At 69.4% G+C, this 14,429-nt stretch carries 13 protein-coding genes and 1 pseudogene; 7 read left to right on the plus strand and 7 right to left on the minus strand.

Annotation, left to right across the window (positions count from 1 at the left end):
• The 5 genes from ACZ561_RS38035 to ACZ561_RS38055 form a co-directional block, all read right to left on the minus strand.
• The coding region (locus ACZ561_RS38035) for a tetratricopeptide repeat protein (RefSeq protein WP_471004379.1) at window positions 1-1,921 on the minus strand (1,921 nt) is incomplete at its 3' end.
• 128 nt (window positions 1,922-2,049) lie between these two features.
• A complete protein-coding gene (locus ACZ561_RS38040; protein ID WP_471004381.1) occupies window positions 2,050-2,526 on the minus strand; it encodes a hypothetical protein in 477 nt (158 codons plus the stop codon).
• A 355-nt stretch (window positions 2,527-2,881) separates the two neighbouring features.
• Entirely contained in the window at window positions 2,882-3,295 is a 414-nt protein-coding gene (locus ACZ561_RS38045) for a transposase family protein (protein WP_471004383.1), read from the minus strand.
• A gap of 1,590 nt (window positions 3,296-4,885) precedes the next feature.
• On the minus strand, window positions 4,886-5,191 hold the full coding sequence (locus tag ACZ561_RS38050) for a hypothetical protein (protein ID WP_471004385.1): 306 nt from the start codon (window positions 5,189-5,191) through the stop codon (window positions 4,886-4,888).
• Entirely contained in the window at window positions 5,188-6,036 is an 849-nt protein-coding gene (locus tag ACZ561_RS38055) for a hypothetical protein (RefSeq protein WP_471004387.1), read from the minus strand. The genes ACZ561_RS38050 and ACZ561_RS38055 overlap by 4 nt, the downstream gene beginning before the upstream one ends.
• A 211-nt stretch (window positions 6,037-6,247) precedes the next feature.
• Here ACZ561_RS38055 and ACZ561_RS38060 point away from each other — a divergent pair, with 211 nt between their 5' ends.
• The gene (locus ACZ561_RS38060; RefSeq protein ID WP_471004389.1) at window positions 6,248-7,387 is read left to right on the plus strand and encodes a tyrosine-type recombinase/integrase; all 1,140 of its coding nucleotides are present in this window, start codon (window positions 6,248-6,250) and stop codon (window positions 7,385-7,387) included.
• A 57-nt stretch (window positions 7,388-7,444) separates the two neighbouring features.
• Here the strand turns inward: ACZ561_RS38060 and ACZ561_RS38065 are convergent, their stop codons facing one another.
• On the minus strand, window positions 7,445-8,122 hold the full coding sequence (locus ACZ561_RS38065; RefSeq protein ID WP_471004391.1) for a hypothetical protein: 678 nt from the start codon (window positions 8,120-8,122) through the stop codon (window positions 7,445-7,447).
• A 310-nt stretch (window positions 8,123-8,432) separates the two neighbouring features.
• On the opposite strand from ACZ561_RS38065, the gene ACZ561_RS38070 reads away from it, so the two are divergent.
• From ACZ561_RS38070 to ACZ561_RS38095, 6 genes and pseudogenes are all read left to right on the plus strand, one after another.
• The gene (locus ACZ561_RS38070; protein WP_471004393.1) at window positions 8,433-8,867 is read left to right on the plus strand and encodes a hypothetical protein; all 435 of its coding nucleotides are present in this window, start codon (window positions 8,433-8,435) and stop codon (window positions 8,865-8,867) included.
• A 13-nt stretch (window positions 8,868-8,880) separates the two neighbouring features.
• Window positions 8,881-9,261, plus strand: a pseudogene (locus tag ACZ561_RS38075) (hypothetical protein); the annotation flags it as partial.
• Window positions 9,262-9,626: 365 nt separating this feature from the next.
• Complete coding sequence (locus ACZ561_RS38080) at window positions 9,627-10,073, plus strand: hypothetical protein (RefSeq protein ID WP_471004395.1); 447 nt, start codon at window positions 9,627-9,629, stop codon at window positions 10,071-10,073.
• Window positions 10,070-11,029, plus strand: coding sequence for an AAA family ATPase (locus ACZ561_RS38085; RefSeq protein ID WP_471004397.1), 960 nt, complete (start codon window positions 10,070-10,072; stop codon window positions 11,027-11,029). Before ACZ561_RS38080 ends, ACZ561_RS38085 begins: the two co-directional genes overlap by 4 nt.
• Before the next feature lie 352 nt (window positions 11,030-11,381).
• Complete coding sequence (locus ACZ561_RS38090) at window positions 11,382-11,645, plus strand: hypothetical protein (RefSeq protein WP_471004399.1); 264 nt, start codon at window positions 11,382-11,384, stop codon at window positions 11,643-11,645.
• Window positions 11,642-12,904, plus strand: a complete 1,263-nt coding sequence (locus tag ACZ561_RS38095) for a zeta toxin family protein (RefSeq protein ID WP_471004401.1) — start codon at window positions 11,642-11,644, stop codon at window positions 12,902-12,904. The genes ACZ561_RS38090 and ACZ561_RS38095 overlap by 4 nt, the downstream gene beginning before the upstream one ends.
• A gap of 628 nt (window positions 12,905-13,532) precedes the next feature.
• On the opposite strand, the gene ACZ561_RS38100 is transcribed toward ACZ561_RS38095, so the two are convergent.
• Window positions 13,533-14,426, minus strand: coding sequence for a hypothetical protein (locus tag ACZ561_RS38100; protein WP_471004403.1), 894 nt, complete (start codon window positions 14,424-14,426; stop codon window positions 13,533-13,535).
• Window positions 14,427-14,429 lie beyond the last annotated feature (3 nt).

The following is a 14,429-nucleotide window of genomic DNA, read 5'->3' on the forward strand; positions in this document are numbered from 1 at the left end:
CCTCGCCCCGCAAGTACGCGAGGAAGCCCCGGGCAGCGAGGGTCTCGGAGTGGTCGGGGCCCAGCACCCGCTCGCAGTCCGGAAGGAGCTGCTCGTAGGCCGTGAGGGCGCCGTCCACATCCCCCGCCTCGCCCCGCAAGTACGCGAGGAAGCCCCGGGCAGCGAGGGTCTCGGAGTGGTCGGGGCCCAGCACCCGCTCGTAGTCCGGAAGGAGCTGCTCGCCGGCAGTGACGGCGCCGTCCACATCCCCCGCCTGGGTACGCAAGCGCGCGAGGTTGTTCCGGGCAGTGAGGGTGCCGGGGTGGTCGGGGCCCAGCACCCGCTCGTAGTCCGGGAGGAGCTGCTCGTAGGCCGTGAGGGCGCCGTCCACATCCCCCGCCTCGCCCCGCAAGTACGCGAGGTTGTTCCGGGCAGTGAGGGTGCCGGGGTGGTCGGGGCCCAGCACCCGCTCGTAGTCCGGAAGGAGCTGCTCGCCGGCAGTGACGGCGCCGTCCACATCCCCCGCCTGGGTACGCCAGTACGCGAGGTTGTTCCGGGCAGCGAGGGTGTCGAGGTGGTCGGGGCCCAGATGGTGCTGGGTGGTGCTGGACAGGTGCTGGAAGTGGCGGAGGGCGGCCGCGGTCTGGCCGGCCTCGCCGAGGCTCAGGCCGGTGTGGAAGAGCAGGAGGTGGGCGTCGGGTAGGTGCAGGGCATCCTCGGAGTGGAGGGTGAGTGCTTCGCTGTTGGCTCGCAGGGCCTGGGCGAGGGCGGTGTCACGTTCGATCTCGGGCCAGGCGGCGATCAGGGCGTCGGCGGCCGTGCGGACGATTTCGTCGTGCCGGTCGGCGGGGAGGGGGTCGCGGATGGCGCGTTGGAGGAGCTGGTGGACGCGGACCGTGTGGTGCGGGCTGCTGAGGGTGTGGTCGACCAGGCTCAGGCGGTGCAGCGCACGCAGGGCCCGTGTGGCGTCTGTGGCCGTGATCTCTGCGGCATGTGTCTGCCCTGGGGTGGCGGTGCGGTGCTGGGCGAGGTGGTTGAGGGCCGGCGGGCTGGTTAGGACGCTGGCGGGGATGCCGTTGGGGTCGAGCATCGCGGCGAGCTGCAGCATGGGGCGGGCCAGGCCCGTCGGCGGGAGCCGGTCGGCGCACTCCAGGGACAGGGACCACGCGGCGGCGACGGTGGTGGCCTGGTCGTCGGGCAGTCCGGAGGGGTCGGGCAGCACGTCGGTGAGGGTGCGTGTGCGGTCGGCCAGCTGGTGTCGGTAGGTGGCGCTGTCCAGGCCGACGTCGAGGAGGTAGGCGGCGGCCTGGGAGAGTGCCAGCGGCAGGTATCCGAGGTCGTAGGCGAGGCCTGCGAGCTGATCGGCGGGCTCGTGGCGGTCGTGCGTGGTCAGAGCGGTGGTGAGGTAGGCGGTGGCCTCGTCCTTCGTGAACAGGCCCACGGGCACGAGGTGGCGGCCGTGTCCGGTGAGGGCGGCGTCGCGGCGGCGGGTGGTGACCAGGGTGCGGCCGTGAGCGCTGGCGGGGGGCCACAGGCTACGCAGGTCGGCAGGGTCGACGAGGTCGTCGAGCACGACCAGCCAGCGGCGTGCGGTGCCGGGTTTGGGCTCCAGCCAAGCCAGGAACGCGCGCGCGGCGGGCTCGGGGTGGGCGGGGTCGGCGCCGAGCACCTCGACCGCGGCCTGGGCGTAGCCGGTGACGACCGCGTCGCGTGAGGTGGCGGTGACCCATACCAGCAGGTCCAGCTGCCCGCTCTGCCACAGGGTGCGGGCGTGGTGGGCGGCGAGCTGGGTCTTGCCGACTCCGCCCAGGCCGGCCAACACCTGACACAGCACCGTGGTGCCGCCGCTGTCCACCGCGTGCTCCAGATGCTGGGCGGTGGCGCGGTCCTGGAAGCCGTCGGCCTGCCGGGGCAGCACGCCGACCTGGTGCGGCCAGGTCACCGGGGGACGCGGGGCGGCGTGATAGTCGACCTTGTCGGCCCGGCCGACGGCGAAGCTGTGATCGAGGGCCGTGACACTTCCCGGCCTGCCGATGGGCCCAGGTGTCGAGGTGGGGCTGGCCGGTCCGCTCAGTCCTGGGGCGGATCCGGCGTCGGAGGGGGGGCGACGTGTGCACCCCCATGGAGAACCCCGGTCGCGATTGAGCTGTCCTGCGCGTGGATGTTCACGTCGTGGCCTGCGCCCAGTCCGCCCTGCCCCACCGTGACAACGTTCTGCGGGACGTGCTCGGCCAGCAGGTCGCGCAGCTGGTCGGCGGCGTGGTCGCGTTCTGCATCGTCCAGGTTCTCCAGCATGGCCTCGATGCGGGCCTGCCAGGAGGCCTCCTGGCTGATCCGCGCCCGTTCCGCCTGGGCCGGGTCGGTGGTCTGCAGGGCGGCTGCGGTCTGGTCGAGGCGCTCAAGTTCCGCCTGTTCCCGCTGGGTGTCGCCCCGCCCGAACCAGCCCGCTACCGCCTGGCGGAACCCGTTCCACACGTCCGTCCCCGCGGCCTGCACCACCGCGGTGCCACCAGCCGCAGCCAGTGCTACTAGCGCTTCCACCAGCATCTTCCGCCCTCCTCACTAGAGCGGTCTCTCCTGAAAACCGTAACGCCGCACGAGATGCCCCGCACGCAACGCCCTGCGGGAGCACCCCCGTGCACCATGCCGAGGGTGAGCTGCGCTGAGCCGCAGCCATACGGTCTTGGGCCCACCCGCAGGGTTGACGCCCCGCGAGATCACCGCCGTTTGCGGCTGGTGACACAGTTCTTACCAGCGCCCCGTCTGACACGGCGGCACGGTCAGCGGACCGAACGGCTGCGGTCAACCCTGGCCGCGGTCGGCCTGGCCCTCGCGGGCCGGGCCGGGGCCCGCATCGCCCGCGTTCTCGGGGTGTCCGTCAGCGGCAGCACGGTACTCCGGCTCACGGACACGCCGAGGACCCAGCCAGCCGGGCGCCGGCCCGGCCGGCCAGGGCGAGACCGACCGAGGCCAGCGTCGAGCGCAGCCGCTCGGTGCGCTGACCGTGCCGACGGGTCAGGCCGGGTATCTGCTCCACAAAAGTCCGGCGCGAGCACAAGGTGTTCCGGCACCGGAACCGCCGAACCCGGAGCTGGAGTACGACGCTTCGTCCGGCGCTCGCTACGTCGGTGGGAAACCGCAGGTAGGAGCTGTGCACCCGGGTCGACCAGGCCCCGCACCCCGGACAGACGGCGCCGGCCGTGGTGCAGTGCGCGTCGACGCGCACCATCTCGATATTCACGTCCACCGACAGCACCGCGACGTCCGCGATCGACGGGAACAACAGCTCCTTCAGCCGAAGCACGACCTCTTCCACGGCCCAAACTTTGAGCCCAGCCGCCTCGATGACGGCTCATTTTCGGGCGACTTCGATGCCGCCCTGGCTATGTACACGAGTAGCGACGTCGTTTTGACACGACATTGGGAGTCGCACGCTCGCGCGAATAGGCGGTGTTCACGAAAACGGGAGGCAGTCGTCCTGGGCTTCGATCCACGGCCACTTGAAGTCCACGTATGGCGAGAAGGCTCGCACTGGCCTGCCTGAGTGTGGCGCAGCTCCGACTCCTCGGCGGACAGCTGTGCCGCCAGATCAACGACAAGCTCGGCACCGACGCCGTAGCGCGATCCGCGTCCTGCCCGTCGCGAACCTCGGGGCTGAACCGACCGCTGTCCGGCCGTCCGAACCTATGCGGCCATCGGCACACGTTGCCTATCGCGCTGTTTGAGGACCGTCGGATGCCCCTTGCCGATCCGTAACATCCGTTGGCAGCCCGTCGACTACAACCAGGTTTGCCAGGGTGCGCACTGTGGTCCACTATCCGAACACTACTGTCCGATATTCGGTCACTATTCGCCAGGCTTCGCCAGGGCACGACCAATGGTTCGCCACCTGCTGTCGGGTGTCAGGTAGAGGTGAGGCGTCCCAGTCTGAAGGTGGGGCGTGTCTGCTAACTGGACTCGTCGGGAGGGAGGTGAACATGCGGAAGCGGATCGGCCCAGACATCCGAGCGCAGGTGATCATTGCTGTGCTTGGCGCGGTCACATCGATCGCGGGGTGTGTGACGCAGTTCGCGCGCTAGCAGCGCTGTGGGCATGCGAGGTACCGGACGGCAAGTCGCGGCCTGTGTGAAGCGGGCCCGACCGGCACATGATCGGCCGGACCCACCTCAACGCCCCGCACACCTCGGCCGGGGTTCTGGTGGCACCCAGAACCCCGGCCGCACTCGCGTACAGCCTCCGGCAGGACCGGAGAGGCGCTTCATGTCCCAATTATTGCGTTCCTCCGACGAATAGCCCCCTGGCGGAGGCTGGCTGAGACTGGCGAATGAAGTGCCCATCACCGGTCAGGGGCTGCCTCGGGGAACCTGGGGCGCTAAGGACCAGCCCGAGCCTCGGCCCCTGGGGGCCGCTAGGCGGTCGGCACCTGAGGCGTCATCTCCCGCTCGCCTTAGCTACTGGCCGGTCAGCTGCCCGATGGTGTTCGAGCTGGAATTTCGGGGCCTGATCGCCAGGAGTGACTCCCGAACTCATCGACATGGATCATGGCCGCCGCTCTGAGGCGACCCCCGAAGTCGCGAACAAGCGACTCCCGTTCTCGCGTCCAAAGCCACCGCCCTGAAGGGCTCTGTCGACACTCAGAGTGGTCGTTGCACGGAAGCTGTGCCAGAACCTTCTCGGGCTCTGGCTCAACTTCTGTGGTGACGCCTCGACGCTCGGTGCATCGGGTCCCGCGCACTGGCGAACCGGCAGGTCACCAGGTTCGCCGGCCGCTGGCGCGAGTACATACAGCCCAGCTCCACAGAAGTTGAGCCAGAGCCCGTTCTCGTGAACATCGGAGGCGGGTGGGTGCCTCCCGAACTGCTGTCGACACGCTGCTCTACGACGTGAACAGAGCCACTGAGGCGAGTCAGAACGATCTGGGCTTGGCCGTGGCCAGCGCGATCCACTGTCGTAGGGCTTCTGCTCCGGCCTGGTCTCGGGTGGCGTGTACGGGCAGGGTGGAGGTGCGGATTGAGTCCGCGGCCCAGCCGTTCCAGCCGGAGCGGCGTCCCATCTTGTAGGCGGGCTCGACGTGGCCGAGGACCACGCCGGCTTCGGTGACGACCTCGTAGTGGCGGGTCTCGCGGTCCCGGAGTACGAGGTGCGCGTCGGCGATGAATTCGCGCGCCTGCTTCTGGGACATCGGCCGCTTCGGCTCGGTGGGTTCTGTCATCGGGCGCTCTCCTCGGCGCGAGAGGTGGGTACCGCTTGGCTGGCGGCATCCCAGGGGATTCCGCGGCCAGATGTGGCGCGCAGGGCGGCGGCGCGGGCCTTGTCCTTGGCGATCCACTGGTGGATGTCGGCGGGGACGGGGCCGCCCTCGCGGATGAGCCGCTCGTACAGGGCCACCCGGCGGTCGCACAGGTCAGCCTGTGCCTGCGGGTCGGGCACCAGTTGGTCGTGGAGCAGGCGGCTGCCCACACGGTCGGCCAGCACCATCATGGAGATGGTGGAGTGCCGGGTCAGGCCGCCACTGACCGGGTGCACCTGGTCGCGCCAGTGGTCAAGCGGGCTGCTGTGCTGACGCAGAAACGTGTCCAGGTTCCGGGCGGTTTCCTCGGCGGTGCCGTACGCGGGGTCGATGTCCTGGGCGGGGGCGTAGCGGGCGCCGTAGGGGATGCGCTCGTCGTCGGCGGTGCCGTCGGGGAGGAGCTTCGCCGGCTCGTCGAGCGGCGCCCGCCATTTCTTGACGTGCTCGGCGAAGCGGGTGTGGGCGGACTGGCGGGTGATGTTCAAGGCCTCGCCGATCTCCTCCCAGCTGGTGCCGCGCTCGCGCTCGTAGACGGCGGCCCAGCGCTGGACGTCCTCCGCGAGGCGGATCAGGCGGGCCGCTTCACGAACGTAGTCGCCGGGTCCGACAGAACTGGAGGCGTCGTCACCGGTGGCCATGCCGCCGAGGGCGCACTCGGCGGTCTCGCGCAGGGCGTAAGACAGCATCAGGCGCGCGAGCGCCGTCTCGGTGAACGGATGCGGGGGCGGTTCGGGCGTCACGTCGCCCGTCGGGCTGGTCTCGGTCATGGCGTCACCATAGGGCTGCCGAACCCTCTTTGTCAGACGTTCTCTGACGCTTCGTAGGCGTCAGATTGAAACTGACCGAATCTGTCTGTCTGATGAAAGTTGACGATCGGGAGACGTCGCGGATGATCTGACATGCCTGTGTCGTCATGTGCGGACTGACGCACTGAGGCGTCACGCGAACGTACAGGATAATTACGGTTATCCTGTCAGGATGCTGACACCGGATCAGGATGTACTGGAATCAGGTGAATCGCCCGACACACCGGATTCGGAGGTGGCCCGTTCGCCCCGGTCGACGCTCGCGACCGTCCGGCGCGATCCGCGCGACCTGTGGCCCGAGCACGCGAGGAAGCTGTACGACCATCTGCTCGCGCTGTACAGCGAGGGCGATCCGCTGCCGACGCTCGCCGCGTCCTGGATCGCGCACCAGCGGTCGGTGAACACGCAGAAGTCGTACGCCCGCGGGTTCAAGGTGTTCGAGGAGTTCGCCCGGGAGCACGGCACCCACCCCATGGCCGTGAAGTTCACGCTCGCCGACGGGTTCCGGCTCTGGCTGGAGACGACCCCGACGTGGGTGCGGGTCAAGGGCGGCCGACGGGGCGAGATGGCCCGTACCGGCAAGCCGTACTCGGACGCCTCTCGGGCCAACTCCCTCTCCGCGGCCTCCTCGTTCTTCGCCTTCCTGGACAAGGTCAGCGATGACGGCGTGAAGAACCCGTTCGACGCCGTCCAACGCCCGTACCTCGATCCGGACTTCTCCTCGACGCCCGGCTACACCGAGCAGGAGTGGGCAAAGCTGCTGGTCACGGCCCGCGACGAGCATCGCATCGCGGCGTACCGCAAGCGGACCTACGCCATGCTCCTGGTGCTCTACACCTGCTGTCTGCGCATCGACGCGCTGCTCAACGCCCGCGCGGAGGACCTCTCCTACGACAAGGGGCACCGGGTGCTGCTGCTGGAGAAGGTCAAGGGCGGCGGTCGGGCGAAGAAGCCGGTCCCGCCGGCGGCGTGGGACGCCCTTCAGGACTACCTCGGCGGCCGGGAGACGGGGTGGCTGTTCTGCACTGCCAGCGGCGGCCAGCTCGACGAACCAGCGGTGTGGCGCACCCTCCAGTCCATCGCCGCGCGTGCCGATCTGCCGAAGCGCGGCCCACACGGCACCAAGGTCGACGCCATCACCCACGCCCTGGCCAGGCCCGACGCCCGCCCGGACAAGGTGCAGCGCTGGGCAGACCACAAGGACTCGCGGACCACGCAGCGCTACAACGCGCGGAAGGAACTCCTGGACGACAGCCCGGGCTACGGGCTCGCGGCCGATGTCGCCGGGGCGCTGGCCCACGAGGACGGTTGAGTACGACGCGGTGCCCCCAGGGGCTCTGAGCTGGGTACTCCCCAGCTCAGAGCCCTCTTAGGCTGGGCGGACGTCCCTCAGCCCTGCTTGCGGGTACACCGCATCGCCGAGCCTGGTTACCGCGTGCCCTTCAAAAGTGCGGACATCATAGAGATGGGGCCGATGGGCGCCTCGCTGGAGAGTGCAGGCAGTGGCGTACGAGGTACCGGCTAGGTCGCGGTAGTCGATTAGCAGCTGCGCATGTACGGCGAACACAGCATTGTCAAAGACCAGACTCTGAACCTCGCCGGATGCCAGAGCACCGAGTGACCAGGAGCGGGGGCTGATGCCACCCTCGGCTCCAGGCTGCTCTAACTGGGCTCGCACATGGAGGGCCGGGCCGCGCCCAGCGTTATGGAGCCGCACAGTCAGCGTCCGCTCCGTCGAGTTGAATTCGAGACCAGCGACGCTGTATAACCCACCCCCCAACCAACCCAGCACCTGGCCTTCAAACAAGGGGCCTTCGGACTGACTGACGAACCTGTCGCCGGCGGGCAGCAGGACCGGGCGCCACTGTGCCCGCCGGTCAGCCTCGCCCTCTTGGGCCAGATCCCGAGTCTTGGCAGCCACGCGCCAGGTGAAGAACGCCAGGCAACCAGTGACGATGGCGAGCAGCACCGTGGAAAGTGCGACCAGAGCCTCCCAGTTCAGGTCCCACGTGTGAGCTTCGGTTGCCGCCTCAGCAAGCCTGATCACGGGCACCTCCTTCCGACCTGTGCACGGTATTCCCGGCTTGGCGCGCCGACACGCTGGCGCACGACATGGACTGAGGCGGAAGAGGTACCACTGGAAACCCTGGACTGCAGAAAACCGCAGCTCAGAGGCCTTCTCGCGCCGGATATGGCACATTATCCGAGCCGATCGACGCCCGGCTACCGAGTCACCCGAACGAGTGCAGAATTCTCGCCAGATTCTCCCCGACTCTAGACGGAGCGGGCTCGGCCCGGCATGCTCGTCCCATGCAGAACCAAAGCAAGAACCGGGCAAGAATTCACCGGAGGCCTTCGTGAGGATCACCATCGAAGGCGCCTCCCCGGAGTTCGAGCGGAAACTGCTCGACCTGTGGGCGGAGCACCGCCACGAGCTCACCCTGACGGTCGACACCGAGTGGAACGTCGAGCGCGCCGTGCAGTATCTCGCGTCGCTGCCGGCCAACGCGCTCACCTTCGCCCGGCTCGTCGTGGAGGCCGACGGCGACAAGAGCGCCGAGGAACTGCGCGAGGCCTTCGCCGGTGACCTGCGCGGTCCGACCATCGCCCTGTCCCGGGCCGTCACCCGAGGCGAGCGGCGGAAGTGGTGGCCCTCCGGCCTCGACGCCCCGGTCTTCCCTCACTACGACCCCGACCACGTCAGCTGGCAGAAGGCCATCGCGTACCGGATGACCTCGGAGAACGTGGCCGTCTTCCGCGACGCCTTCCACAGCATCTTCAACCCCAAGTAGAGGAGAAACGCCCATGTCACACCCGCAGTTACTCACCCCCGAGCGTCACCTCGTCTCCGCGAAGCGGGGGCTCGGCCTGCCGGTCATCGTCGCCATCTGCGGCTCCACCCGCTTCATGGACGCGATGACCGAGGCGGATCTCCAGGAGACCGCCGCCGGCCGTATCGTCGTCCGCCCGGGCTGCGACATGAAGCAGCCCCACGCGCTGTGGGGCGACCCGGCGGACGCGGAGGACCTGAAGCACCGCCTCGACGAACTGCACCGCGCGAAGATCCGCCTCGCCGACGAGGTGTTGATCGTCGGCAACTACATCGGGGACTCCACCCGCTCGGAGATCGACTACGCCCGTGCCAAGGGCAAGCCGATCCGCTACACGCACCCCGAGGTCGACCCGTACGGCGACGCGCTGCCGCCGGTCCCCTGCCCGATCCCCGTGGTCGGCTCCAGCGGCAACTACGCCGTGGTGGGCGTCGAGCCGGTGCCCGGGCTGCGCGTCTTCGAGCTGCCGGGAGACCTCCAGGAGGAGGGCGACGGCGCCGCCAACCCCTGGCGACTGACCCACCACTCCGGCCTGGGCCTCGTCGCCTTCCCAACCCGGGAGGACGCGCTCCGCGGCGCCCGTGAGGTGGCCGACTTGGCCGACTGGACCCGCACGCCGGAGGAACTCCGCGCTGACGCCGAGTTCGACCGCGAGGAGTACGTCGACCGCGTCCTGCACCGCACGAACGGCCTGCTCATCCCCAGCAAGGGGGCGGCGCTGTGAGCCTCGACGACCCCGTGCTGGCCGCCGAGAACCTGTGGCGTCGGCTGGTCGAGCACCAGCCCGCCGTCGCGGCCGCCCTCGGCCTGCGCGTACGAGAGCTGCCGCAGGACTGGCCGCAGCGCGAGCTCGGCGTCTTCCGCCCCGAGGCCGCGTTCCGCCTGGAGCCGTCCGAGCAGCACCAGCGGGTGGAGATCGAGCTGTACGACACCGACTGGGAGAACTGCGGCGCCTGCTCCGAGGCCTCGGATCCGTGCCGGTTCCACACGGGCTTCGAGACCGGCTACAAGGCGCTGCACCAGCCGCTGCTCGACGCCATGGCGCTCGACCAGGCGGTCACGGTGGCCGCCGTGCTCCAGCGGCTGGCCGAGGATAACGACCCCGACCACGACACGGACGGCGACCCGCAGGTCGCGCCGGAGAACACCGGAAAGGCACAAGGATGAACGACACCACGGAGAACAACCAGCCGCATCTGGAACCCCGCCCGCTCTTCGTCGCCGTCGGGCCCGCCGGTTCGGGCAAGTCCACCGCCGCCGCCTGGTTCCCGGCAGATGCCGTGGTGTGCCTGGACGAGCTGCGCCGCGAGATCAGCGGGGTCGGCGCGGGCGACCAGTCGGTGACCCCGGCCGCCGTCGCCCGGCAGAACAGCCTGCTGGAAGAGCACCTGGCCGCCGGCCGCACGGTGTTCGTCGACTCCACGAACGTGGAACCGCAGGTCCGCGCGGGCCTTCTGGAACTGGCTCGTCGCCACGGACGCCCGGCCTTCGCTCTGCGCTTCCCGGCGGACCTCGACACCTGCCTGACCCGCAACGCGCTGCGGTCGGCCGACCGTCGTGTCCCCGAGGCCACGCTGCGCTGGCAGCACGACCTCGCCCGAGAGGCCACTCCGGATGCCCTGCTTCGGGAGGGCTTCACCGCCGTGCACGACATCGAGCACACGCCGACAGGAGTCACCAGGTCCACCGACGACGTCCTTGCCCCCGAGCGGATCGCGGATGCCGTCGCCGTACTGCGCAAGGCGCAGGAGGGCGACCAGGAGGCACAGGAGGACCTCGGCAACTACTTCCCGGAGTACGAGGGCCTGGTGATGCAGACCGATCACCTCCGCTACCTCGAACTCGCCGCCCGGGCCGGTCTGGTGGCCACGCACCTCCTGATCATGCACATCGACTCCGACACGTGGGGGGCGTCGGTGGACACCTACACCTCCGACCTGGGGAGGCCGCTCGCGTCCGTGAGCCTCGGGGACTACCCCAGCAGGACCGAGGCGGTCCGGGAGACGGTGCGGGCCGCGACGGACAACGGGTGGATGCTCGCCCCCGAGCACGAGTGGGCCGACTTCGACTGCGGCGGCGGGGAGATCCACATCCCGATCTACCCGCGGCCGGTCTCCGGGTGAGTCCGGTGACCGACGCACCGCGCCTGGACCGGGCGGAGAGCTACGCGGAGACCGTGCACCGGATCTACAGCGACCGGCGGGCCGCCCCGCCGACGCGGGAGCTCCTGCTCGCCGTGGGGTACGGATCACACCCGGTGGCTCCGGCAAGACCTCCTCCAGCGGAGGCATCGCCATCCCCTCGGGCTACACCCCTATCGACCTGGATGGCGGCCCCATCGCGGCCGACGAGGACCAGCAGCCGTGAGTACTCGCATCCCGCGCAACGTTGTGCACCACATCGAATCCATTTCGAGCTGAGTACGTGTAGGACCACCTCACCGCGACACCAGCCCATCCCGGAAGGATGAACCCCATGGCCAACACCACCGACCCGTACGAGAACACCCCGACCGCCATGGTCTACGACGTCTTCGCCGAGACCGCCAACGAGCTGATCGGCCTGTGCACCCACCGCTCGGACGCCGCGACGGACGAGGAAGAGCGCGAGCGTTGGTGGCAGCGCGTCCTCGCCGTACGCGACGAGCGCCGCGCAGTGCAGGCTCAGGACCGGCAGGCCCTCCTGGAGCACATCTCCTCCTGGAAGGCAGACATTGAGACCCTGAAGGCCGCCCGGTGACCAACCCCAGCTCCTACTACCTGACCGAGAAACAGTTACGCTCCCGCTTCGACGAACGGGTACGGGAGTTCGTCTTCGGCGGCTTCCAACCGCAGGCCGACCCGCCCCTGGTCCTGCTGGGCGGCCAGCCTGCCGCCGGGAAGAGCCAGGCCATGGCCGCCACCGCACAGCGACACAGAGGCACGATCGTCACCCTCACCGGCGACGAACTGCGCCCCCTGCACCCCCGCTACGCCGAACTCCTCGCCGAGGACGCGCAGACCCGAGAGACCGCGTCAGCACAGGCCTCGGGGGCCTGGGTCCGGATGAGTATCGAGTACGCCCTTGAGCACGGCTACGCCCTTCTGCTGGAAGGGGTCTTCCGCGACCCCGCCATGACGATCGGCACCGCCGAGAGGTTCGCCCAGGCCGGACGTCCTGTCGAGCTCGTTGCGCTCGCGGTCCGCGAGGAACGCAGTCGCCTTGACGCTCTTGACCGGTTCCTGGAAGGCGGCCGGTGGACGCCGCCGGAGCTCCAGGACCTCGCGTACCGGATGGTGCCCGAGACCGTGGCCGCCGCCGTGCAGAGCCCCGCCGTCAAGCGGATCGTCATTACCAACCGATCGGCCGCTTTCCTCTACCTCGGCGAACGCGGTCCGGACGGCCGATGGCCGGAGCCGCCGGCCGCTGTCCAGTCGTTTGAGAACGAGCGCGCGAAGCCGTTCCCCGCTCAGGAAGCCCTCCAGTGGCTCGCGAAGCGCCAGTCGGTCCTCATCGAGATGGCTGCCCGTGGTGAGACGAACGAGAAGAGCCGCCCCGTCCTCCAGCGGCTCGCCCAGGACGCCGCGGCGGTCGCGGCCATGGCATCCCCCGACCCTACGAGCCCGGCCCGCCAGGCATTCATGGCTGCCGAACCGCTGCTGGCTCTCCTCACCGAGACATCCCTGGCCGATGCCCCGGCGCCTCTCCCGCTTGTTGTCGACCTTCCGCTCACCATCCAGGGCCGCGAAGAGTCCGCGCGCCGGAACCACCTCCCGGCCGCAGCGCGGGAGGCAGAGGACAAGGTCCGGAAGCATCTCGCCGACGCCTGTGCGCGGCTCGCGGAAACGCGGGACACGGCCCAGGGAAAGCCGGAGGCACGCAGACCCAGCCCGAGCGCGGCCCGGTCCCGCTCGACCACAACCCGAGGCCGCCCCTCGCCGCCGGCCCGCACGGAGACGCCTCCGGGTACTGGCCCGCAACCGCCCACTCCCGAGCACCGCAAGGGCAGAGGCAGATAGATCAGCGTTCGACGCCGACTTCCGGAAACCGGTCGATAAGAGGCCCGCGGAACCCTGAATTTCAGTGATCCACCGTTCGGGCGGGAAATCGTGGATATGCTCTAACTCTTGCGCCGATCCAGCACGTTTAGGCGTGTCAGGTGCTGCCCCTCGGTGGGTGGTCCGGGGGCTATACCGCCGGGCCGCCACTACGAGAGGCCGCACCCGGGTGGCTTCTCCTGAGGGGGAAGGGGACACACCGCATGTGTTCCGCGCAGGATGGCAGTACACGAGGTCGCGGCCGATGGAAGCGGGTATCTGCCCAGTTCCTGAGGGTCCTTGCCGCGGTTAACCCGCTCGTGTCGCTGCTGGCGGTCAGCGTCGAGGTGCTGACCCGGTAGCCGCCCAGGCCTGCTAGAGACAGGCCCGGGCGGCAGTCTGAGGGGCCCGTCGTGACGAATGTTGCGGCGGGCCTCCGGTCATTTGGCGACCCGGGCCACATGCAAACTATTTCGTCGCGCGGAGCCATTCAATTCGCGGCGCGTAATCAAAGTACACACTGGAATGCCAATAGGCATCATTCGCGGGTACATCGGAGGGTGAAATGTTGTCCACTTCACCCCGGTCTGTTGCGTGACGTCCGCCCTTCTCAGGTACATCTGAGATTAGGCGAGGGGGACGGCGAGCGGGCGATGAGGTCCGGAGACAGTGCGGCGGCGTCATCAGCGAGGAAGCGATGGGTGGCGGCGACGGCCCTGATGAGCTTGGGGAAGGTGACGCGGTCGAGGCCTCGCCCGAGCCGGGAGACGAGCACGGGACCGGTGGTCTCGGTGGAGTCGGGCGGTCTCCAACTCCGTACGGGGAGGTAGTCGTCGAGGGCCCAGACGACGGGGAGGGGGATCGGTGTGGGGGCGGCGACGGCGGAGGCGGAGTTGTTCTTCGCCGGCAGGCGCCAGGTGGGCGTGTTCTGGTCGTCGCGCTGGATCTGCAGGAGGGAAAGGCCGATCGCCTGCCCGGGGCGGAGGCCAGCGAGGCTGAGGTAGACGGCGAGGCGGGCGCGCTCGGGCATGGGGCCGCGGTAGCCGTCGGCGGCTGAGCGCAGGGCCTCCATCTGGTCGCGGGAGAGCAGTTCCTGCTCCTTGGCAGCGATGGGGCCGACGAGCTGAGAACGTCGCGGGAGACGCCAGGAGGACGCGCCGAGGGCGTCCTCACAGTGGGCGTAGTACGAGCGGACGGCGCTCGCGGCGCGGGCCCGTGCGGCCTCGCTCATGGTGGTGCCGTCCTGGTTGGTGAGGTGGTCCACCCAGGCGCGGATGTCATCGGGGGTGAATTCCCAGATCCGGGCGCCGATGTACGCGAACCAGGACTGATCGTGTGGCGGCTGTCCGGGCGGATAGACCGGCCACTCGGCGAGCGCGGCCTTGTACCGGTAGACGGTGTCGTCGTCCCATGCCTTGCCGGCCACGGGCTGGCCGTCGGCGCGGACGTAGCTACCAGCGAGCCAGGCGTCGAGGATCGCGCGGGGGTCAGGGCTGATGCTCACCTC

The sequence above is a fragment of the Streptomyces sp. NPDC039609 genome (genome assembly GCF_055596705.1).